Origin of the sequence: Dyella sp. 2HG41-7 (assembly GCF_021390675.1) — a bacterium.
In the GTDB taxonomy this organism is placed as follows: Bacteria; Pseudomonadota; Gammaproteobacteria; order Xanthomonadales; family Rhodanobacteraceae; genus Dyella_B.
Genome location: NZ_JAJEJV010000004.1, coordinates 838730 through 859694 on the forward strand (window position 1 = coordinate 838730; position 20965 = coordinate 859694).

Sequence of the window (20965 nt, forward strand, 5' to 3'; positions counted from 1 at the left end):
AAGGCTTTCGATGCAGCTTTTGTGAAAGCCGCATCGAGACCGGTTGTTAGTGCTTGGCGTTCAGTTCTTGCTGCACCAGCCATTTGGTGAGATCGACCAGCTCGGCAAAGCTCTTGATATTGGCGCTGCGGTACTTGCCGTCGACCACGATGGTCGGTGTGCTATCGACACCCCAAGTCTGGATCAATGCGAAGTCCTTCTTGATCTGCGCGTCGACTTCCGGTGAGTTGGCGATCTTCAGGAACTCGGCGCGGTTCGCGCCGTTCCTCGCATAGAAATCGGCGATCTCATCCATCGAATTGATCGGGTACTGCTGCTTGAACTTAGCGTCGAAGAACGCGTCGTGCGTCCGTTCGACGATGCCTAGTTTCTTGGCGGCGTAGTAACCGCGTGCGAACGGCACCCATGCGTCGTTGAACGGCGCCGGCACGAATTTGAATTCCACGCCGGCCGGCAGCGATTTGCGCAGCTTGTCGACGTACGTGGAGAACTCGGCGCAATGGATGCAGCCGTAGGAAAACACTTCCACCACTTCGACCTTGCCGCTGGCGCTGACGCGCTGATACGGCGCGGGAAGCGTGACGTATTGATCGCCATCGGTAAAAGGCGCGGCTGCGGAGGCATCCGGACCCGCGGCGCTGCAGGCGGTGGTCAGCAACAAGCCGCAGAGCATGGCGGCGATGCGGTAGCGGGAAATCTTGAACATGGTTCTACCTGCGCGATGACGGGTGTCGTCAAAAAGGGGTGACTGCAAAGCGAAGCGCCCGGGTGGCCGGGCGCTTGGGGTTCGTGCTTACTTGCCGGCGGCTTCCTTGGCGATTAGCCATTTCGTCAGCTCGATCGTTTGCGGGTATCCGCCCGCGTTGCTTGGCGTGAAACGGTATTTGCCATTGACGATGATCGTCGGCGTGCCGTCGACGGCATACGCTTTCACCATATCGTCGGCGCGCTTCATTTGCGTGTTGATGCTGAAAGAGTTCGCCACGGCGACAAACTGCTTGGGGTCCGCGCCGTACTTGACGTAGAACTTCGCCACATCGTCGATCGTCGGCCATGCGGACTGCGGCTTCGGACGGCCGGTCGACAGATCGTCGGAAGACAGTTCGCCGGACTTCCACACCGCATCGAACATCGCATCGTGCGACTTCTCGGCCACGCCCATCGCCTTGGCGGCGAAATAGGCGCGCTGGAACAGCGGGAAGTTTTCATCCGGGCGGAACGACACCGGCAGATACGTCATCACCGCATTCGAGGGCAGGTCGCTTGCGATCTGATCGGCGGTGGTGTGGAACGCGTTGCAGGCAGGGCAGGCGTAAGAGAACGCTTCCGTCACCACGATCTTGTCCGGGTTGCCGGTCGGCTGCTGCGGTTCGATCAGGAAGTAGTTCTTGCCTTCCACCCACTTGCCGTTATCGACGAAGGGTTCGGCCGGCGCGGACGGCTTTTGCGCAGCCGCGCTGGCGGCAGCGGCGGGCGCCGCGGCGGTGCTGGCCGATGCCGCAGCCGTCGATGCGGTGGCCGGAGCCGCCGTGCTCGCCGCCACAGGTTTCGCTGCCGAGGCCGGTGCGGCGGGCGCGGATGTCTGAGCCGGTGCGGGCTGCGATGCCGTGGTGTCGGAGCCGTTCTGGCTGCAGGCGGCAAGCGCGATCAGCGCCGCACAGAGAAAAGACAAACGCTTAAGCATGACGGGCCTCAAGATAGGTAAAACGGAAAACGCTTGGACAACACGAACGTCGATTAGTTACGGCGAGGCCTTCACGCTGTGATCGGCCACATGCAGGCCTTCGATATAGCTGGCGAGCGCGGCGATGTCCTGAGGGTCGAGGTTCTTGGCGACGGCCGGCATGATCTGCGCGTGCGCCTCCTGGCCCCAGGTCGTGCCGTTGTGGAAGTCTTTCAGCTTCGCTTCGATGTACTGCGCGTGCTGGCTGGTGAGCTCCGGATACATCGCGCCGGGATTGCCACGGCCATCGATGCCGTGGCACGCCATGCAGGCGGGAATGCCGCGCGTCGTGTCGCCCTGGCGATAGAGCTTCTGGCCCTGCTCGACCAAGGCCTGATCGGCCACGCCCGGCAGCGGCTGCTTGCTGGCGAAATAGGCGCCGATATCACGCGTATCCTGGTCGGACAGCGGCGTGGCCATGCCTAGCATGATGGCGTTCTGGCGCTCGCCATTCTTGAAGTTATGCAGCTGGTGCGCGATGTACATCTCGTGCTGGCCGGCCAGCTTCGGATATTGCGCATCGCTGGAGTTGCCGTCCATGCCGTGGCAGGCGCCGCAGGCGGCGGCCTTACCCTGACCGGCGGTGGCGTCGCCCGGCTTGGTGGAGGCCATCCAATCGCTGTTGGCTGCCGCGGCGGGTGCGGGAGCAGCGGCGGCCGGTTTGGCGGCGGTGGAGGCGGCGGCCGGGGCTTTAGTGGCCGCCTGACCGGTGGCGTTCTGCGCCCAAACAGCGCCGGAAGAAAGAGCGAGAACCAAGGCTACGGCATTTACAACAGCGGGCCGGCAACCGGCGAGCCGAAAACTCATACACTTGCCTCCAGGAAACACTGCTATTGGATGTACGGTACGCACCCTCAGCGTACCGTGACTGGCAGAACTTCGAAATTATCTCTACCCCATACCAGTCGGTCAAACCACGCACTATGCCAACCAATCCGCTGCAGGGCGCCGAATTTGTGCTCGCCGCCCATCGCGTCAACCAATTGCCTGCCGACGAAGGCGCCGAAGTGGCGTTCGCCGGTCGTTCCAATGCAGGCAAATCCAGCGCGTTAAACGCACTAACCGGCCAGAAAGGTTTGGCGCGCACCTCCAAAACCCCGGGGCGCACCCAGCAGATGGTCGCCTTTTCCTTGCCTGTAGTGGTGCGCGGTGAAACGTCGCAGCCCGTGGAAACGCGTTTGATCGACTTGCCGGGCTACGGCTACGCCAAGGTGCCCGATGCCTTGCGCGATCACTGGCGGCATGAAATCGACAAATACCTGCATGTGCGGCGCAGCCTGCGTGGCGTGGTGCTGATCGTGGATATCCGTCATCCGCTCAAGGAATTCGATCGGATGATGCTGGACTTCTGTCTCGGCACCCTGTTGCCCTGCCACGTGCTGATGACGAAGGCGGACAAACTATCGCGGAATCAGGCCGGACAGGCGTTGGCGACGCTGCGCAAAGATCTCGGCGCCAGCTCCGCGATAACGATGCAGGTGTTTTCGGCTTCAGACGGCACGGGCGTGGACGAAGCGCGCGCGGCCGTGATGACCTTGCTGGAAGGCGATGTGCGCGCCGATGTCGATATCGGCCGGCATTGGTGACCGTACAAGTGGCGCGGATTAGCTTTGCGCGTTGACGGCGTTCATAAACACGGCGCACAACGCTTCCATGCCGGCGCGGTCTTCGTCGTCGAAACGGCCGACCGACGGGCTGTCCACATCCCACACGCCTAGCAGCGTGCCGTCCGCTTTCACTAGCGGCACTACGATTTCCGATTGGGACGCCGCATCGCATGCGATGTGGCCGTCGAACGCGTTCACATCGTGCACGAGTTGCGTTTCGCGCGTCTGCGCCGCCTTGCCGCATACGCCTCGGCCAAGCGCGATGCGGATGCAGGCGGGTTTGCCTTGAAACGGTCCAACGACCAGTTCATTTCCGTCATAGAGATAGAAACCGGCCCAGTTGAAATCCGGCAGCGTGTGAAACACCAGCGCGGAAAAATTGGCGGCGTTAGCAATCAGACTAGGTTCGCCCGCAAGCATGCCGCGGGCCTGTTCCACCAGTTCGGCGTATTGCTCGGATTTGCTTGTCGTGGTGCCGGTTTTGATTTCGAACATGACGGACGGGCCTGATTGCTGCACACTGATCCGTCCAAGATGGGTCGTCCGCGGACCGGATGCAAGGGGATAGATCATGAGCGAGCAGCATGAGGCTACGCACAGCGGGCGCGTGGAGGTGCACCGCCTGGACGGATTCATCGATGCGGCCTTCGCCTTCGCGGTGAGCGTGCTGGCGATCGCCGGCGCCGAGATACCGCACAATCTGCACGATTTGGTGACGGCGCTGGAGCGGATACCGGCGTTCGCGTGCAGCTTCGCTACATTGATGATCTTTTGGCATCGTCAGGTGCGCTGGCGCGATCATTTCCGGCTGCACGACACCACCAGCATGCTGCTCAGCTTGGCGCTGGTGTTCTTTGCGCTCATTTTTGTGTATCCGCTCAACATGTTGTTCCAGGCGATGTTCGGTGCGCTGTATGCATCGTTCGCGCATCAGGAATTGGCCGGCGCACCGACGATCGACAGCGTACGCGACATCAAAGCGCTTTATCTCTGCTACGGCCTCGCCTATGCATGCATGGCCGGGTGTCTCGTCGGTCTTTATCGGCACAGCTTGCGGAAAGCATCGATCTCCGCGATCGAGCGCATCGACGCTCGACAGAATTTGTTCGCGCAATCGGGTTCCGTTTGCGTCGCGACCCTTTCGCTCGTTGCGGCATTGCTGATTCCTGATGCGCCGTCATGGACGGCGCTGCCGGGATTTATCTACGTCCTTTTGAGCCCGACGTATTGGCTGACCGGGCGCTGGGCAACGCGAGCAAAGGCTAAGCTGGCATGAGTCGTTCGTTGTTTATCGCCGGCACCGATACCGGTATCGGCAAAACGCATGCCGCGTGTGCGGTGATCCATGCGTTGCGTGGGACGGGCGAGCGCGTTTGCGGTATGAAACCCGTGGCCAGCGGTTGCGTGGAAGCAGTGCATGGATTGCGCAACGACGATGCATTGGCGCTGCAAGCCGCCAGCAGCGCGCCTGCGCCGGCGTACGAGCACATCAATCCGATCGCGCTGCGCGAGCCGCTGTCACCGCACCTTGCAGCGGCGCACGAGCACGTCACCATCACGTTGTCGCCGCTGCAGACGGCGTTCCATCACTTGCGTGCGCATTACGACACGGTAGTCGTCGAGGGCGTGGGTGGTTGGCTCGTACCGTTGGCGCCGGGTTTGTTCGCATCGGAGATCGCCAAGGCGTGGAACTTGCCGGTGGTGCTTGTCGTCGGTATGCGATTGGGTTGTCTCAATCACGCCTTGCTGAGTGCGCAGGCGATTCAAGCAGACGGCTGCCGACTCGTTGGCTGGATTGCGAACCACATCGATCCAAATATGGCGGCGATGGAGGAGAATATCGACACGTTGCGTAAACTGCTGTCGGCGCCGTATCTGGGAATTCTTCCACACGGCATGCCACCCGAGCGCGCGTGCAGTCTGCTGGATCAGGCTGCGCTGCGTTTTTGAAAGGATAAAGGTTGCGCGGCGCTCAACAAATACGGTCGCATAGGGAGAAATCATGACCAACCGCAGTCACTACTACCTGCAAATCCAGGACTTGTCGCATGCGCGCGGTCCCAACTCTGCGTTGAGCTACGACGGCGCCGGCCCGAACGATTTCGCCGCGGCATTGCAAGAGGCGTTGCGCAGTCCGTTGTTGTTTCAACGTTGGCGCGCGTTGCAGCCTGATCCTGACAGCGTGGATGAGCGCTTGGGCGTCACCGATCAGCTCGCCAAGGTGATCGCGAAAACTACGGATCTGCACACCGACGTCGAAGTGATCAGCGATCTTCCGATGAGCATTCTGCGCCAGCGCATGAATTGGCTGATCGGCAACACCTGGCAATTGCACGACGTGCGTCCTGCCTAAAATCCAGCGCAATCGTGCTTAAACCGAATCCGCGGCCGCTGGCGATTTGACAGGAAAGAGCAGTCGCCATGGGTGCGCAAGCACGTACCGCCAGACCGCTTTGGTGATTTCGTGACGTGCGCGACCTTGAATCGGCCTCGCACGCAACGCCATCTGAAAGGCCATCGTAAAACTCACGGCCACGTTCAGCACCGCCATGCTGGCCGTGCCGGCCACCGCCCACCAAAGTTCCGAGGTGCGCAACATCGCTTGCCCGAGCACGCCCAGCGATACGCCGATCGATCCGGTCGATAGCGTGACGTGGCGCACCTCGAACGGCAACGCAAACGCGGTAAGAATCGACGGAACCAATCCGAGCATCAGGCCGAGCGAAAGATTGGCGGTCACGCCCGCGACATGATGACTCCAAAAATTGGCGAAGCGAACGGCGCCGCGCTCGCCCATCACAAAGCGCAAACGGCGATTGTAGGAAAGCACATCGTGCAATCGATGCAGCACGAACCAGTTGTCGGCCCAGCCGGCCAGTAAACTCGACGACCACAACAAGATGCCGGTTCCCACGGCATAGAACGGCGTGACGCCCAGCAACGAGAACGAATGCAAGGTCGCGTGGGCTTTTTCCGGTGAAATGATATCCACGCCGAGCGCATAACGCGCGCCGAGCTGGATCGCTAAACACACCGGAAAAACGGCGATCAGATTGCCGAAAATCGCAGCCGCCTGTGTGCGAATCAGCGCGACCACCGCCTGCACGAAATCGCCCATGCCTTGCGGCGTGCCGATGTCGTCGAGCTTCTGCGCCAACATCGGCGCCGTCATCGCCGGTTGTTTGGTCGCCAGCGTGAAGTGCAGAAAATGCATCAGCAGGAACGACAACGCGTAATTGATGCCGGCGAACAAACCTTCGATCATCGGATGCATATGCGCAGCGACGATAAAGAATTTGATATAGACCGTGGCGACTGTCACCAGTCCGCCGCCGATCGCCGCCCACAGCATCTGCAAATATTCTTTGCGATCGTAGGCAACGTAGTGCTCGCCATCCTCCGCGCTGCGATCGACCACCTTGCGCGCCAGCAAGGAAAAGTTTTTGCGTATCAGGCTGCCGATACTTCGGCTGGACTGATTGGCGGCAATGAGATCGGCAAACAGGCTGGCGACGGGTTCGATGGATTCGCCTTGGCGTTGAATAGCCAGCCACGCTTCCAGCAGACGCTCGGCGCGGGTGATGCGCGCACGCATGCGTTCGATCTGAAAAACGATGTCGACGCTAACGCCGTTTTGATCGAGATGCGTGTGCACATCGCGCAGGGACCGATGGCATTCGTCCAGCAATGCGCGAAGGTAGTTCACCTCTTGCAACACGGTGCGGCTTATGCCGCTGGGATGTTCGTCGAGCGCGTTTGCGGCATCGGTTTGCGCGGCTGTTTCGATGGCGAGCATGGCGCGCGGCAACTTGTAGAAAGGCAACGCGTCGAGCCGCTTCTCGGTGAGGCGTGTGCGGATGGCTTTGGACAAGCCGGCCGAACCGATTTGTCCGGTGACATTGTGCAGCGCCGCCAGCAATTCCATGGAAAGACGGCTGGGCGATGGCGAAGTGGATTCTTCGCGCTCACTGCGAGCGTCTTCCGCGCTCTCCCGGTACGCAAACAGATCACCGAGTTTCGCCAGCAGTTCGCGCGGCAGCGTTCCCACCCACTGCGCATCGTTGGCCGATTGAAAGATCAGTGCGAAAAGGGCGGACAGATCACGGCTGTTAGGCGCGGGCGGAATCAGCGAATCTTGCAGGCGTTCGAACAAGGCGCCGCTGAAGCCCGCATGCGCCGGCATGCCCGAATCGCAGAGCAGGGCCATCGCATCCGTATCGCGAACGATGCTCTGGAGCGTCAGTGCAACATTCGCTCTCCAAGCGGGATTGCGATCGAGCAACTGCAATAGATAACGCAGCCGTACGTGCGGTCGGTATTTCGGCGTTCGATCCGGTTGCGCGACATCGCTGGCGAGCGTGCCTTCGCGATGCAGCCAATGCGAGACCTCGATCAGCCATTCGTTGCGCACCGCCAAGGCCGCGTCGGGATCGGCGTGGGCGAGCAGGGCGTCGATCTGCCGCCCCGCGCTGCGCGACTCACGCCATTTTCGCCATAAATTCGCGATGGGGGTGGGCATGGGTCAACGCCTTTCCTGTCGTTGTTGGTCACGAGCTTCCGCTTTGCGAGGGATTCGTGCAACGGTCGTGCGTTAGCGCACACGACCGCAAACCACAGGTGTTGCTACATCAAGAGCGCCCCGGAGTATGTCGGGGCGCGAACTCAATGATTGCGTTGCTGGATATGATCGGCCAGCCACAACAGCGGCTCGGCGTTACCTGGCAGGCTACGCGCCGCGTCGCGCGCTTCGTCGAACAAGGCGTCCGCGCGCTGGCGCGCTTGTTCAAGGCCCATCAACGAAGGGAAGGTCGACTTGTTTTGCGCGAGGTCTTTGCCGGCGGTTTTGCCGAGCGTGGCGGTGTCGGCAATCTGATCGAGCACGTCGTCCTGAATCTGGAAGGCGAGGCCGATGCATTTACCGTAACGCTCCAACGCAATCTCCACGGCTTCGGGCGCGTTGGCGGCGATGCCGGCGAGCTGGCAGGTGACGAGAATCAGGGCGCCGGTCTTGCGCGCGTGCAGCGATTCCAGCTGCGCCACCGTCAGCGTGAGGTTTTCCGAGGCCATGTCGACGGCCTGGCCGCCGACCATGCCCAGCGAGCCGGACGCATGCGCGAGGCTGCGAATCATGCGCACTTTTTGTTCCGCGTTGAGCGCGCTGGCGTTAACCAAAGCTTCGAACGCGAATGTCTGCAGCGCATCGCCGACCAGAATCGCCGTGGCTTCGTCGAAGGCTTTGTGCACCGTCGGACGGCCGCGACGCAGATCGTCGTTGTCCATGCCCGGCAGGTCGTCGTGCACCAGCGAATACGCGTGGATAAGTTCCACGGCGCAGGCGGCGGGATCGAGTTGTTCGGCGGGCACGCCGAGCGTTTCGCCCGCGGCGTAAACCATCAAAGCGCGCAGATGCTTGCCGCCCTCGCAGGCGTAGCGCAAAGCGTGATGAAGCCGCTCGGGGTGCGTGGAAGCGGGAGGAAGCAGGGCGTCCGTCGCGCGTTCCAGCCGTTGCAGGTAGGCCGTGACGCGATCGGCAAACGCGGAAACCTCGGGGGAAGTCAGGCTCATGCGATATCCGGAAAAAGGGGTTGCGGTCGCCTCCCAGCGGAGGCAGACCGCAATTTTAACATCGCCGCTCTCAGGCTTCGCGGTACCAAAGCAGAATCACGCCCACGAGCATGAAGCAGATCGGCCATACCCACCCGGCGATCCGGCCGCCGCGCCCAGGCAGGCGCAGCTCCAGCCAGCGCGCCCAGCCGGCGCTCACGCCTGCCAGGGCCAGCGGCGTATGGGTCAGTTCGATCAGCAGCTGATCTTTGATGTTGGAGATCTGATGGCTGTGCGTGAGCAGCATCGCGCCGCCCACTGAGACGAGCAGCGGAAACACCAGCGCCGCCTTGGGATTGTGCAGGCGACCCGTGCGCACGGCCCATTCGAACAGGCCGAACATCACGATCAGCGCCACAAAGAAGCGATGCTGGGCCACTTCCACATCGCGCCAAGCGATCCAGAAACCTTCGTGGCCCATCGGCCACACTTCCGGATCGGATCGCACCAGCAGAAAGCCGGCCATCAGCAGAAACAGCAGCGGCCAATGCCGCAACCATTTCAGGCCTGCGCGATTGAGCAGTGCGAGCAGGCCGATCAGGAGCACGAAGATGCCGGCCCAATGATGGTTGTATTCCGACCATGCAATGTCGTCGGCGTTGCGCGGCGGCAACACGCCCGAGCCGGGAATATTCGCTTGCGCCGCGACTTGTCCGCGCTGCGAGGCTTCGTGATCCAGCTGCGACTGCATTTCGGAAATCGCGAGCTGGTCGTGATCGGGCGAGGTCAGTCGCGGCCACGCGGGCGCGTTGCGCACGGCGATTTCGTGCAAGGTCACGCGATCGGCCGTGAGATCGACCGCAGGCGGCACCGAGGTCAACGACGCCGCCGCGAAAAAGATCGTGAAGCCGATACCGATTTCCACTTCGGCGAAGCGGCGCAGGCGAATCACCGACGTATCCTGGTTTTTGCGCAGTCGTTCCGTCACCAGCAAGTTGCCAAGACCCAGCAACAACAGCGCGATAAACATGGCGATTTTCGCGCCCACCATCACGCCGTACGCGGTGCCGTAAAAACCCTGGACGCTGCCGATGTAGTAGTAGCTCATCACCGCGCCGGAAATCACGATGCTGGCGACGCCGATCATCGACATGCGCGAAAAGCGCGCGCCGACGATGCGCCAACCGTTTGCATCGCTCAAACGGCTCAACACGACCACAAAACAGGGAATCGCACCGACCCAGATCGCGGCGCCGAATTGATGCAAGCCTTCGACAAACAACAACAACGTGTTATCGCTGAGGCGCGCGTACGCGTGCGTGGTGAACGTTGCCGCAGTCAACTCGATCGCGCCGATTGCGAGCAACAACACGGACGATAGCGACCTCGAAGAAATGCGCTTGCCGAGACACGGAATCACGGCCAAGGCGCAAAGGATCTTGACGGTGCCGGCAATCGCGAACGGCGCATGCATCACATCCAGAAAGCTCAAATCCACCGTGGACATCACCACGGCCACCTGCAAACCGACGCCGGCAATTTCGGCGAGGATCAGGCCGATGGCGCTATAAGTGGTGAGTCGCGCAATGCGCCGCTCCAGATCCGCGCCTTGCGGCAGCAGATGCGCGAAGGGTCGCAGCAGAAAGACCAGGAACAGAATGCCGCCGAGCGTCATCGACTGCGCAACGATGGTGAAACCGTGCAGGATGATGCTCAGGTAACCGAAGATATCGACGAGTAGTTCCACAGGGAATCGCTCTGGTAGGTTGGGGTGAGCGTATGCGAACCCCAACATCGTGATGTAGTGAAGATGGCGGTGTTGGAGGTCGCTAACGCTCACCCCAACCTACGCTACCGATTTCGAAATCGGCGAATTACTGTTTGGCGACGACGGTAAACGGCAAATCGCCGCGCGTGATATGTCCGTCCAGCGCCAACGCCTGCCAGCGCACGGTGTATGCGCCCGGTGCCAGATCCGCCTGCGTGTCCAGCTCGTTGCTCTTGCTGTCGGTGGCGATGGTCAGCACTTTTTCGCTCTTGTCCGGACCGATCAAGGTCATGCGCGAACGATGCTGATCGATCTTGCTGTTGTATTTGAAAACGAGTTGCACATGACCGGCGGATATGGTGCCGTTGGCCTTGGGCGTGCTGTCGACGAGGATCGCGTGCGCGGAAGCGGTCATGCTGGCGACGGCGCAAACGGCGGCAACCAGGAAGGTTCCGAAACGATGACGCAGGGACATGGTGATGCTCTCCAGAAAAGTCGGTAATCGGGGTAGTGCGAAGTTGTTTAACGATGCCAACCGAGCGTCGGCCCAACCGCTTTGGCGGCGGCGCGTAACGCCTGCGTGGCCCGTTGCATGCGGGAGTATAGACGGGGCAGCTCGCCCCACACTGACGGATGCCTGCACAGCGCGGCCATCAGATGGAGCGGCCGCGGCCGGCCCCAGGCATCGACGCTATCGTTCAGCGCGCTGGGAATCATGTCGTTCGCCTCGTCGACGATGGCGCGCATCACGATAAAGGGTAGGCCGCGCGTCTGGGCGACGGCGGCCACAGCGGCGCTTTCCATATCCACAGCAAGCGCCGCATAACGCTGATGCGCGGTTTGCTTCGCGGCGACGGTCAGCAGCGGCGCAGCGACGCTGAGCAGGGCGCCTTCGGTACGCAGCGGCGTATCGATCTCCGCAAGCGTGCGTTGCACGTCGGCGCACCACGAAGCATCGGTCGCGAAGTCACGGCCTTCCTCGTCCATCACGCGTTCGGGGCAGAACAGCGCGCCGTTGCGCAACTGCGGATGAAGTGCGCCGGCGACGCCGAAAACAGCCAGCGCGCTGGCTCCCGCGTCCGCCAATCCTTCTGCAGCGCGTCGTGCTGCGTCAGGTCCCATGCCGCTAAGCCAAAGCGCCGAGTCGTCGCCGAGTGCAGTGATCTGATCGGGTTTCGCGGCGCGCGACGTCAGCGTGTCGGCTTCCGACGCCAACGCGACGACGATGCCGGTTGCGCCGATGTTCAAGCCGTGGCCGATTGCAGCAACTGCCGGTAGCGAGACAACGCCCACAGCGGGAAATACGCGGTGTAGCCGTGGTATTTCAGGTAATACACGCGCGGGAAACCCGGCGCATTGTGCGACGGGTGATACCACAATCCGCCGTTTTCCTGCTGTGCGAGCAAGAACGCTATGCCGCGCCGTACCGAATCCGAACGCACATCGCCGACCGCCATCTGCGCAAGCAAGGCCCATGCGGTGGACTGCGGTGTGCTGACGCCTTCGTTCGTGCCGCGCAACGCGTGGTCGATGTAACTGTCGTTGGTTTCGCCCCAGCCGCCGTCGGCATGCTGGCGCGAGCGCAGCCACTCGACCGCTTTGCGGATATACGGCTGCTGCGGATCTTCGCCCGCCAGCGCAAGGCCGCCGAGCACGCTCCAGGTGCCGTAGATGTAATTGCTGCCCCAACGGCCCCACCAGCTGCCGTCTTCAAGCTGCGTGCTGCGCAAATAAGCGATGCATCGTTGCAGCACGTCGCGATCTTGCGGACGCGCCAGCACGCCTAGGCACGCCGCGACGCGACCGGAGACGTCTTCCGTCGGCGGATCGAGCAGGGCGCCGTGATCGGCGAACGGAATCGCATTGAGATGGTAATGCGTGTTGTCGGCATCGAATGCGGCGAAGCCGCCGTTCTTCGATTGCAGCGCAATCATCCAGTCCATCGCGCGATCGGTGTTGAAGCGATGGCGACCCGATTCGCCGCGGCGACGATCCTGGATATGCAGCAGCGCCGCGACGACGGCGGAGTCGTCGATATCCGGGTAATACGCATTGTTGTACTGGAAGGCCCAGCCGCCGGGCGCGGCATCGGGGGCGCGCACGGCCCAATCGCCCTTCAATTCCAACTCTTGCTTGGACGTGAGCCAATCGACGGACTTGGCGATGGCATCTTGCGTTTGCGTATCGTCGCTGGTGTGCATCAGCGTCAACGCGCTCCACACGGTGTCCCAGATCGGCGATACGCACGGCTGGCAATACGCCGTACCGTCGTCGCGATGGACAACGAGTTTCTGGATCGAGCGCAGGCAAGTCTGGCGCGCGGGGTGATCCTTCGGATAACCGAGCAGCGCCATCGCTTCGTAGCTGTTGACCATTGGCGGGAAAATCGCGCCGATGCCGTCTTCGCCATTCAAACGCGGCAGAAACCACGCTTCGGCTTTTTTCACGGCGCGCTGGCGGATGGCTTTCGGTATGAAGCGATCGATGAAGCGCCCGATCTTGTCCAACGCGAGAAATGTGCGATTGAGCAGGCCGCCGCGAATAAAGTAGTGGCGTTCGTGCTCCGGCGGCGTAACGAACAGCTCGCGGATATGCACCTTGCGCGGATTCGCCGCCTTCGCTTTCAACGAGCAAAGAACGGTCAGCGGTACCAGCGTGGTGCGCGCCCAATACGAAATCTTGTCGATGTGGAACGGAAACCAGCGCGGCAGCAGCATGATTTCCACCGGCACATACGGCGTCGCGCGCCACGGCACCTGCTCGAACAGCGCGAGCAGGATGCGCGTGAACACGTTGGCTTTCGCTGCGCCACCGTGCGCAAGAATGGCATTGCGCGCGATGCGCATATGTTCGGCTTCGGGATCGTCGCCCGCCGCTTTCAGCGCGTAATACGCTTTCACCGTGCCCGACAGGTCGATGTCGCCGCCGTGGTATTGCGGCCAGCCGCCGTGTCCGTCTTTCACGTGCGTGGCGCGCAGATAGCGCGCCATCTTTTCCTGCAGCACGTCGTCGATTTCATCCATGAAATGCATCAGCAGGATGTATTCGGCGGTGATCGTGCAGTCGGATTCCAGCTCGAAACACCAATGTCCGTCGTGATGCTGACGCGCCAGCAGCGCGGCACGACCCCGGTCGATCGCTTCGTCCAGTCCGTGGGTATGAGGCGTTTGGAAAAGATCGGCCGTGGCGGCGGTGGCGGTGCTAGGCGCGGAAGAATTCATCGGTGTCGTGCTTCGACATCGGCCGGTTCGCGCCACTGGGCGGCATCGGCGATGTGCGGGATGGAACGTTTGGGCCAGGTGCGGGCGGGCGTCGAGGGCTCGCTCCATTCGGCGGTGAGCGGCGTCACCGGCAGGCCGCGCGCGGTGATCGCGAACAACCAACGCAGGCCAGTGTTGGATTTGCCCAGCACGCGCGTCATCAGAATGGTGCGCGCCACGGCTTTGCGCGAGATCTTGATCTGCGTGCCGGCGGAGAAATCCAGATTGTTCTGCAAATTGCGCAGCGTCAGCAGCGCCATGCCGATCGCCCATAAGCAGAAGCGGCGAATGCCAGCGTGCTTGGTGGGAATCAGCAAGGTGTATTCCAGCGCCTCGCGCAGATGCGCGTGCGCAATGCCGACCAGCTCCGACATCGTGGCCGCATAACCGGCGTTCTGCTTACCCGCCTGCAGCGTGCTCAACTTCACGCCGTGCTGCGCGAACATATCCTGCGGCAACCAGCAGGCGCCGCGCGTGCGGTCTTCCCATTGATCCTTGAGGATGTTGACCATCTGCAAGCCTTGGCCAAACGACACGGCCAGACGCAGCATGGTGTTGCGATGCGGAGCGAGCAACGGTTCGAAATCGACGAACAGTTCCGTCAGCATTTCGCCCACGACGCCGGCGACGCAGTAGCAGTAGCGATCCAGATCGTGCAGCGTCGGCAAACCTTGCAAACCGGCCTTGCGCTGAAACTCGTGCATGCCGTGCGACATGATGCGCAGGCACTTCACGATCGACGCCTGTTGCGACGGCGCGAGGCTGCGCGTCACTTCCAGCACCAGCGGCAGTTGCCGCATCAGATCGCGCTCGGCTTCCAGCGTGCTGTCGGACAGCAGCGGCGCGACTTCGTCGGCCACTTCGTGCGCGTCGGTTTCGCCGACGACGGCATCGACGAACGCGTTTTCGAACGCGCGCTTCTGCTCGGCCGACAATGCCGGCTCGTCTTCGATGGTGTCCGCAATGCGGCAGAGTAGGTATGCATTCGCGACCGCACGGCGCAGCTCCGGGGGAAGCTGCGGGATGGTCAGCGCAAAAGTCCGGGAAACCTTCGGCAGGATGGCATCCTGATAGGCGTCGGCCTTTGCGCTTCCGGTACCGGCGGTGGCATTGTTTATTTCGATCATGGGTATGCCTCGACCGCCGGAATTATGACACACCCATGCGGGTACGAATCCGAAACGGCGATAACGCGGGCCGTTTTCATACTGGGAAATGTCTGATAGGACATGCGTGCAACACGGCTGGCCGGAGGCTGGCGGGGTGGGGTAGGCATTCCAATATGCTGAAGCACCGGGGTTGCTTGAACAAGTCCGCAGGTGCATCGCGGGCGTCACAGTTTGAAATGCAAATGAAAGGATGCTGCCGGCAGCGCTGCGGTTTTGGCGCATCGATCCGCGATTTTCGTCCATAATTCCGCGATGACAGACACGACTTCTTCCATCACGGACATCGCCGCCGGCGCGCGGTCGCTCACGATCTGGACGGGTGCATTGTGAAGGCCCTGGTGACCGGCGCCACCGGATTCGTGGGCTCGGCGGTGGCGCGCCGTCTGTTGCGCGATGGGCACCGCGTTCGCGTGCTGGCGCGGGCCGGTTCGGATCGGCGCAATCTGCAAAACCTCGATGTGGACGTGGTCGAAGGCGACCTTACCAAGCCGGCAAGCTTGCTGCCCGCTTGCGACGGTTGCGATGCCTTGTTCCATGTCGCCGCCGATTACCGCCTTTGGGCGCCGGATCCCGCTGAACTTTATCGCGCCAATGTCGACGGCACGCGCGCGATTCTGGAGGCGGCCACGCGCGTCGGTGTGCAGCGCATCGTGTACACCAGCAGCGTGGCGACGCTGGGCATTCCCAAAGACGGCACACCGGGAAGTGAGAGCACGCCGGTGACGGTGGACGACATGATCGGCCACTACAAGCGCTCCAAATTTCTCGCCGAAGAAGTGGCCCGACAATTCGCGGCGGAAGGTTCGCCGGTGGTCATCGTCAATCCGTCCACACCGATCGGGCCGTACGACATCAAACCCACGCCGACGGGACGCATCGTGCGCGATGCGATGCTGGGGCGCTTACCGGCGTATGTCGATACCGGTTTGAATATCGCGCACGTAGACGATGTCGCCGAAGGCCATTGGCTGGCGTACGAACGCGGCGCAATCGGCGAGCGGTACATTCTCGGCGGCTTCAATATGAGTCTGCGCGATGTGTTGACGGAAATCGCCAACATCGCAGGGCGCTCTCCACCCAAGGTGCGTTTGCCGCACGCCGCCGTGATGCCGGTGGCTTATGTCGCCGAAGCGTGGGCGCGCCTGACCGGCATGAATCCGATCGCCACGGTCGAAGAAGTACGCATGTCGAAAAAACGCATGTTTTTCACTATCGCCAAGGCCGAGCGCGAACTCGGCTACACCGCGCGTCCGGCGCGATTGGCGTTGGAAGATGCGGTGCGCTGGTTCCAGCAGCAACGTTGACGTGATGTGCGTCAGGGCGCGCGAATGCGTGCCCCGACGTCAGCCGATCATTTGCGCTTGCGCCGCTCGAAGAAATTCAACACCGGCAACGCGAGCCTGACCAGGAACGGCATCGTCGTCGGACGCAGCAAGCGTTCGTCGTAGCCGGAAAAGCGACGATCGTTTTCGCTTAGGCAGGTCGCCATCAATTCCGCCACGCTCAGTTCTTTCTCCGTCATCGACTGCGCGCCGGTGACGGTGAAGTTGTTGTCTTGCGCGTGTTCGTTGCCGTCGCCGTCCAGGCTCTTGGCCAGTTCCATGCGTTCCATGCCGAGGAACCACCACACGCGAAACACTTTCCATTCGAACGCGATGCGTTGGAACAGATTGAGGTTGCGGCGATGCCACGCCACCCAGTTGGCGAACAGCAGAATGTGTCGGCATTCCTCCTGCATCACCGGTTCGAAAGTCTCGATCAATTCTGGCGGAAACAGGCCCGAATCGTAGGCGACTTTGAACAGACCGAACGCGAAGAAGCTATCGATGCACTCGCTGTAGCCGGTGACGAGGTACGCCCATTCCGGGTCTTTTGGATATTCGTACGGCGGCTCGGCGACGAGCGGAATGCCGTAGTGCTGCACCATCTTGGACAGCACTTCTTTGTGGCGATTCTCTTCCCACGCATTCTGCGCGAGAACGTTGCGCATGTCCGGATCGGTAAGCGTGCGCGCGTAGGCTGCCATGCGCAGACGCGCCTTGCCTTCGGTCTGCACGGCGATGTCCCAGATCGGCAGCGAGGTGATGCGATGCAGGGCCGCTTCATCCAACGTCGGCCATTTGAGCACCGATGGACGGTAGGGATTGAACGTGTCCTCGAACATCTTGCACATCATCTGCTTGTGCGCGTTCGAGCCGTACTTCACGCGTTCGCGTGCGTTGCTCAACCAGCGGCGCGTACGCGCTTCGGATGCGGCGATGGTGGCCGCATCCGGTTCGTCCGTCGGCAGCACTGGCTCGCGATAGCCAGGGACTAGTGCTTCGGGATCAAAGGCGTCGTGTTCGAACGTCATCACTGGAACATCTCTTCAAATAGGCGGTTGGCCGGAACCGGCGCGCGCGGAGTTGCCGGTATACAGCCGGCGCGCTTCGGCCCATTGCCAGGAAATCAACGCGGGCACGCCGAAACCGACTTCACGCATGCGCTTGACCAGCGACAGCGCAACGCTGGCTTCGGGCGGCAAACCGATCATGTTGCCGAACAACACCAAGCCGCCTTCCTGCACGCCCAGGCCAGCCGGTACAACGAAAATGATATGACGCAGCGCCTGCGTTACGGCTTCGATGGCGATCGCATCCCACACGCTGATCGGATAACCCAGCAGATGCAACGCCAGCCACGTTTCGAAACTGCCCGTCACATAGCCTGCGAACTGCCAGCCGGTGGCGACGATCAAACGCAGGGGGCGCGAATACTGTTCGCGGATTTCCTGATCGAGATTCGCGCCATCGATCAGTTCGGTCAACGTCGAACGACCGCCCAGCAACTTCTCGGCGAAACCTTCCAGGCGCGAGAACACCTTGCCATGGCGCAGCAGGATGATCAGGAAAATCGGCAACGGCACGCTCGCCGCCAAGGCTGAAATCACCGTGCTGAACGCGCTGATATTGCTGGTCAGCTCGATCAGCAAAATGATACCCAGCGCGGTGAACAGATATTGATTCACCAGCGTGAGCAGAACTTCCATGATCACACTCGCCGCCGTGGCGGCGCCGCCGATGCCGCGCCATTTCACCAGGCGGATGCCGATGATTTCGCCGCCGATATTGGCGACCGGTAGCAAACGATTGCTGGCCTCGCGAATCGAAGCCACCCAGAACAAAAACGGCAGCGTGGCTTGCCGATGCGGGTCGCGCGGCGCGATCAGCACGCGCCAACCCACGACATCCAGCAGCAACGGCAACACGTGGAACGGCAGCAGCCACAGCAGCGCCCAACCGGCGTGATCGATCGCCGTCATGATTTCCGACCAACCCTGGTGCGCCACCAATGCGATAGCGACGCCGAGGCCGAGAATGCCGGCGATATAACTAAGCAACTTCATGTTCATGCTGCGACCGCCGTCGGATCGGAAAAGCCTTCGCACAAGTGATAGCGATCGGCGATGGTTTGGCGCACGCGCGGCGAGAGCAGTGCGGCGAGTTCGTCGGCGTGGCGATATTCCGCCATGCTGTCGGTGAGGTGTCCGTGCGAAGCCGGATGCAGATAAATTTCCGACAGGCCGCGCGGCAGTTCTCGCAGAATATCGAGCATCACCGTTTCATCCATGCCGCCGCTGTGGCGCAAACCGAACACATGATCGTTGTACGCAACGCCAGCGCGATCCAAGCGCCGGCGCATCAACGCCAACCACGGACGCAGCCACGGACCCATGCCGGGTTCCGAAGGCAGGCGAATCGCGCGCAGACCGTATTCGCGGCCAATCGAAAGCATCAGCGACAAAATCGTGGGATGCAGATGGAAATGCTTGTGCGCATTGGCGTGATCGAGTTTAAGCCCGGTCGCTTTGAACGCCTCGAATTGCGCGCGAATTTCATCGGCGAGCTGGCGGCGCACATGCGGCAAAAAGAAAAAACGGAAACCGTTGCTCACCATGTTCGAACTGAACATGCCTTGGGCATCGACCAGATCGGGAATGCGCGAGGGAGGAAGCATCGCACGGCCATCGGCGAGCACGAGATGCAAACCCACGGCCAGATCGGGATTCTGCTTGGCGCGCGCTACGGCGTCGGCCACGGCAGGCGCCGCCACCATCAAGCTGGCGGCGCGCAGCACGCCATCGCGATAGCCGCGTTCCACGGCTTCGTTGACGGCCTCATGCAAACCGAAATCGTCGGCGGTGACGATGAGGCGTGGGCGACTATCCCTACTCCCTCTCCCCTCCGGGGAGAGGGCTGGGGTGAGGGGTCGCTCTTGCGTGATTGTTGATTCGGAGCGCGATGTCATGAGAGGTCTGAGGCAAGCCGTGGCCCCTCACCTCAATCCTCTCCCCCGTCTACAAATTTGGTAAACGAGGGAGAGGAGGCGAATGTGGCTCGCTGCGCTCGCGATTTAATCAATTAAGCCTCGTGCGCGTGCAGGAAGCGGAAGAATTCCACGCCTTCGCGCAAACGGCGCTTCATCATGTCCCAGCTGGTGAGCATTTCCTTGACGATTTCCCAGATCTTCGACGGGCGGAAATAGAACGCACGGTAGAACTTCTCCACGCCGTGGAAAATTTCCTGCTTCGACAGATGCGGGTATTCGATCAGCGCCAGCTGCACACCCTTGTCGTTGACGAGGTTGACCGCCTCGTTTTCCTTCAGCCAATTGTTCTCAACGGCCTGCTTGTACAGCGCGGTGCCCGGATACGGAGCAGCCAGCGACACCTGGATGGTGTGCGGGTTGATTTCCTTGGCGAACTGGATCGTCTTGTCGATCGTTTCCTTCGTTTCGCCCGGCAGGCCGAGGATGAAGGTGCCGTGGATGGTGACGCCCAGCTTGCGGCAGTCTTCGGTGAAGCGGCGCGCGATATCGGTGCGCAGGCCCTTCTTGATGTTGTGCAGGATCTGGTCGTCGCCCGACTCGTAACCCACGAGCAGCAGACGCAGACCGTTTTCCTTCATGATCTTGAGCGATTCGTAAGGCACATTCGCCTTCGCGTTGCACGACCACGTCCAACCCATCGCGCCAAGGCCGCGCGCGATTTCGTGCACGCGTTCCATGTTGGAACTGTCGGTGAAGGTGTCGTCGTCGAACATCAGCTCCTTCACTTCGGGCATGTTCTCTTTGATCCACTTCGCTTCGGCCAGCACGTTCGCAGCCGAACGCGTGCGGTAGCGATGGCCGCCGACGGTTTGCGGCCACAAGCAGAACGTGCACTTGGAGCGGCAGCCGCGACCCGTGTAGATCGACACGTACGGATAGTTGAGATAGCCGATGAAGTAGTTGCTGATCTTCAAGTCGCGCTTGTAGATCGGCGCGACGAACGGCAGATCGTCCATGTTCTCGATCATCGCGCGCGGCGGATTGTGCTGCACGGTGCCGTCGGCAAGACGATAGGTGATGCCGGTGATGCTTTCGAACGGGCGACCTTCGGCGACTTCTTTGCAGGTGTAGTCGAATTCTTCGCGCGCGACGAAGTCGATCGCCTTCGATGCGGTGAGCGAACCGGTCGGATCGACCGCCACCTTCGCGCCGACCAGGCCGACGATCACGTTCGGCTTGCGCTCTTTCAGGAGCTCGGCGAACTTGGCGTCGGTCGGGAACGACGGCGTGCTGGTGTGGATGATCACCAGGTCGTAGTCGGCGGCGATCTTCAAGCTCTCTTCGACCGAGATCTCGTCGGCCGGCGCATCGAGCACGCGCGAATCGGGCACCATCGCGGCCGGCTGTGCGAGCCAGGTCGGATACCAGAAACTCTTGATCTCTCGTTTGGCTTGGTAGCGCGAACCCGCGCCGCCATCAAAGCCATCGAAGGAAGGAGCTTGCAGAAAAAGCGTTTTCATTACGAATGACTCCTGCGGGGGCGTTCAATGTGCCCGTGAACAGCAGATAGAACTCAAAAAAAGTGT

The 20965-nt window shown here is 61.5% G+C and carries 20 protein-coding genes; 5 read left to right on the forward strand and 15 right to left on the reverse strand.

What is annotated here, in order from left to right:
* Nucleotides 1-46 precede the first annotated feature (46 nt).
* From L0U79_RS05205 to L0U79_RS05215, 3 genes are all read right to left on the reverse strand, one after another.
* Nucleotides 47-706 (reverse strand): thiol:disulfide interchange protein DsbA/DsbL, encoded by a 660-nt coding sequence (locus L0U79_RS05205; protein ID WP_233840821.1) that lies wholly within the window; start codon nucleotides 704-706, stop codon nucleotides 47-49.
* 87 nt (nucleotides 707-793) lie between these two features.
* A complete protein-coding gene (locus tag L0U79_RS05210) occupies nucleotides 794-1684 on the reverse strand; it encodes a thiol:disulfide interchange protein DsbA/DsbL (RefSeq protein ID WP_233840822.1) in 891 nt (296 codons plus the stop codon).
* 57 nt (nucleotides 1685-1741) lie between these two features.
* Nucleotides 1742-2530, reverse strand: coding sequence for a c-type cytochrome (locus L0U79_RS05215; protein WP_233840823.1), 789 nt, complete (start codon nucleotides 2528-2530; stop codon nucleotides 1742-1744).
* 116 nt (nucleotides 2531-2646) lie between these two features.
* On the opposite strand from L0U79_RS05215, the gene yihA reads away from it, so the two are divergent.
* Nucleotides 2647-3309, forward strand: a complete 663-nt coding sequence (yihA, locus tag L0U79_RS05220; RefSeq protein WP_233840824.1) for a ribosome biogenesis GTP-binding protein YihA/YsxC — start codon at nucleotides 2647-2649, stop codon at nucleotides 3307-3309.
* A gap of 18 nt (nucleotides 3310-3327) precedes the next feature.
* Here the strand turns inward: yihA and L0U79_RS05225 are convergent, their stop codons facing one another.
* The gene (locus L0U79_RS05225) at nucleotides 3328-3825 is read right to left on the reverse strand and encodes a GAF domain-containing protein (protein WP_233840825.1); all 498 of its coding nucleotides are present in this window, start codon (nucleotides 3823-3825) and stop codon (nucleotides 3328-3330) included.
* Nucleotides 3826-3901: 76 nt separating this feature from the next.
* On the opposite strand from L0U79_RS05225, the gene L0U79_RS05230 reads away from it, so the two are divergent.
* From L0U79_RS05230 to L0U79_RS05240, 3 genes are read left to right on the forward strand one after another with little or no spacing between them, the layout of a single operon-like run.
* On the forward strand, nucleotides 3902-4606 hold the full coding sequence (locus tag L0U79_RS05230) for a DUF1211 domain-containing protein (RefSeq protein WP_233840826.1): 705 nt from the start codon (nucleotides 3902-3904) through the stop codon (nucleotides 4604-4606).
* Nucleotides 4603-5280 carry a dethiobiotin synthase gene (gene bioD / locus L0U79_RS05235; protein WP_233840827.1) on the forward strand — a complete coding sequence of 226 codons (678 nt, stop codon included), beginning with the start codon at nucleotides 4603-4605 and terminating at the stop codon, nucleotides 5278-5280. Before L0U79_RS05230 ends, bioD begins: the two co-directional genes overlap by 4 nt.
* Before the next feature lie 52 nt (nucleotides 5281-5332).
* Nucleotides 5333-5683: a hypothetical protein gene (locus L0U79_RS05240; protein ID WP_233840828.1), complete on the forward strand. Its 351-nt coding sequence runs from the start codon at nucleotides 5333-5335 to the stop codon at nucleotides 5681-5683.
* Between the two features lie 18 nt (nucleotides 5684-5701).
* Here L0U79_RS05240 and L0U79_RS05245 read toward each other — a convergent pair whose 3' ends face one another.
* The 7 genes from L0U79_RS05245 to L0U79_RS05275 all read right to left on the reverse strand — a co-directional run bounded on the left by L0U79_RS05245 (nucleotide 5702) and on the right by L0U79_RS05275 (nucleotide 15029).
* Complete coding sequence (locus L0U79_RS05245) at nucleotides 5702-7849, reverse strand: site-specific recombinase (RefSeq protein ID WP_233840829.1); 2148 nt, start codon at nucleotides 7847-7849, stop codon at nucleotides 5702-5704.
* 143 nt (nucleotides 7850-7992) lie between these two features.
* Nucleotides 7993-8895 (reverse strand): polyprenyl synthetase family protein, encoded by a 903-nt coding sequence (locus tag L0U79_RS05250; RefSeq protein WP_233840830.1) that lies wholly within the window; start codon nucleotides 8893-8895, stop codon nucleotides 7993-7995.
* Nucleotides 8896-8965: 70 nt separating this feature from the next.
* On the reverse strand, nucleotides 8966-10621 hold the full coding sequence (locus L0U79_RS05255; protein ID WP_233840831.1) for a CopD family protein: 1656 nt from the start codon (nucleotides 10619-10621) through the stop codon (nucleotides 8966-8968).
* A gap of 127 nt (nucleotides 10622-10748) precedes the next feature.
* Entirely contained in the window at nucleotides 10749-11117 is a 369-nt protein-coding gene (locus L0U79_RS05260; protein ID WP_233840832.1) for a copper resistance CopC family protein, read from the reverse strand.
* A gap of 47 nt (nucleotides 11118-11164) precedes the next feature.
* Nucleotides 11165-11890 carry a purine and other phosphorylase-like protein, family 1 gene (locus L0U79_RS05265; RefSeq protein ID WP_233840833.1) on the reverse strand — a complete coding sequence of 242 codons (726 nt, stop codon included), beginning with the start codon at nucleotides 11888-11890 and terminating at the stop codon, nucleotides 11165-11167.
* On the reverse strand, nucleotides 11887-13863 hold the full coding sequence (gene shc / locus L0U79_RS05270) for a squalene--hopene cyclase (RefSeq protein WP_233840834.1): 1977 nt from the start codon (nucleotides 13861-13863) through the stop codon (nucleotides 11887-11889). Before shc ends, L0U79_RS05265 begins: the two co-directional genes overlap by 4 nt.
* Nucleotides 13860-15029, reverse strand: a complete 1170-nt coding sequence (locus tag L0U79_RS05275) for a phytoene/squalene synthase family protein (RefSeq protein ID WP_233840835.1) — start codon at nucleotides 15027-15029, stop codon at nucleotides 13860-13862. The genes shc and L0U79_RS05275 overlap by 4 nt, the downstream gene beginning before the upstream one ends.
* Before the next feature lie 368 nt (nucleotides 15030-15397).
* Here L0U79_RS05275 and hpnA point away from each other — a divergent pair, with 368 nt between their 5' ends.
* Nucleotides 15398-16375, forward strand: a complete 978-nt coding sequence (gene hpnA / locus L0U79_RS05280; protein ID WP_233840836.1) for a hopanoid-associated sugar epimerase — start codon at nucleotides 15398-15400, stop codon at nucleotides 16373-16375.
* Nucleotides 16376-16422: 47 nt separating this feature from the next.
* Here the strand turns inward: hpnA and L0U79_RS05285 are convergent, their stop codons facing one another.
* The 4 genes from L0U79_RS05285 to hpnJ all read right to left on the reverse strand — a co-directional run bounded on the left by L0U79_RS05285 (nucleotide 16423) and on the right by hpnJ (nucleotide 20899).
* The gene (locus L0U79_RS05285; RefSeq protein WP_233840837.1) at nucleotides 16423-17424 is read right to left on the reverse strand and encodes a ferritin-like domain-containing protein; all 1002 of its coding nucleotides are present in this window, start codon (nucleotides 17422-17424) and stop codon (nucleotides 16423-16425) included.
* 15 nt (nucleotides 17425-17439) lie between these two features.
* Complete coding sequence (locus L0U79_RS05290; RefSeq protein WP_233840838.1) at nucleotides 17440-18462, reverse strand: flippase-like domain-containing protein; 1023 nt, start codon at nucleotides 18460-18462, stop codon at nucleotides 17440-17442.
* A complete protein-coding gene (gene hpnK / locus L0U79_RS05295; RefSeq protein WP_345778448.1) occupies nucleotides 18459-19334 on the reverse strand; it encodes a hopanoid biosynthesis-associated protein HpnK in 876 nt (291 codons plus the stop codon). The genes L0U79_RS05290 and hpnK overlap by 4 nt, the downstream gene beginning before the upstream one ends.
* A 137-nt stretch (nucleotides 19335-19471) precedes the next feature.
* Nucleotides 19472-20899 (reverse strand): hopanoid biosynthesis associated radical SAM protein HpnJ, encoded by a 1428-nt coding sequence (gene hpnJ, locus L0U79_RS05300; protein WP_233840840.1) that lies wholly within the window; start codon nucleotides 20897-20899, stop codon nucleotides 19472-19474.
* Nucleotides 20900-20965 lie beyond the last annotated feature (66 nt).

Coding starts and splice junctions, on each gene's coding strand:
- L0U79_RS05275 (WP_233840835.1), bottom strand. CDS start 15,029: ATGATCGAAATAAACAATGCCACCGCCGGTACCGGAAGCGCAAAGGCC.
- L0U79_RS05215 (WP_233840823.1), bottom strand. CDS start 2,530: ATGAGTTTTCGGCTCGCCGGTTGCCGGCCCGCTGTTGTAAATGCCGTA.
- yihA (WP_233840824.1), top strand. CDS start 2,647: ATGCCAACCAATCCGCTGCAGGGCGCCGAATTTGTGCTCGCCGCCCAT.
- L0U79_RS05250 (WP_233840830.1), bottom strand. CDS start 8,895: ATGAGCCTGACTTCCCCCGAGGTTTCCGCGTTTGCCGATCGCGTCACG.
- bioD (WP_233840827.1), top strand. CDS start 4,603: ATGAGTCGTTCGTTGTTTATCGCCGGCACCGATACCGGTATCGGCAAA.
- L0U79_RS05290 (WP_233840838.1), bottom strand. CDS start 18,462: ATGAACATGAAGTTGCTTAGTTATATCGCCGGCATTCTCGGCCTCGGC.
- L0U79_RS05205 (WP_233840821.1), bottom strand. CDS start 706: ATGTTCAAGATTTCCCGCTACCGCATCGCCGCCATGCTCTGCGGCTTG.
- L0U79_RS05285 (WP_233840837.1), bottom strand. CDS start 17,424: ATGACGTTCGAACACGACGCCTTTGATCCCGAAGCACTAGTCCCTGGC.
- hpnJ (WP_233840840.1), bottom strand. CDS start 20,899: ATGAAAACGCTTTTTCTGCAAGCTCCTTCCTTCGATGGCTTTGATGGC.
- L0U79_RS05245 (WP_233840829.1), bottom strand. CDS start 7,849: ATGCCCACCCCCATCGCGAATTTATGGCGAAAATGGCGTGAGTCGCGC.
- L0U79_RS05260 (WP_233840832.1), bottom strand. CDS start 11,117: ATGTCCCTGCGTCATCGTTTCGGAACCTTCCTGGTTGCCGCCGTTTGC.
- L0U79_RS05240 (WP_233840828.1), top strand. CDS start 5,333: ATGACCAACCGCAGTCACTACTACCTGCAAATCCAGGACTTGTCGCAT.
- L0U79_RS05230 (WP_233840826.1), top strand. CDS start 3,902: ATGAGCGAGCAGCATGAGGCTACGCACAGCGGGCGCGTGGAGGTGCAC.
- L0U79_RS05210 (WP_233840822.1), bottom strand. CDS start 1,684: ATGCTTAAGCGTTTGTCTTTTCTCTGTGCGGCGCTGATCGCGCTTGCC.
- shc (WP_233840834.1), bottom strand. CDS start 13,863: ATGAATTCTTCCGCGCCTAGCACCGCCACCGCCGCCACGGCCGATCTT.
- L0U79_RS05225 (WP_233840825.1), bottom strand. CDS start 3,825: ATGTTCGAAATCAAAACCGGCACCACGACAAGCAAATCCGAGCAATAC.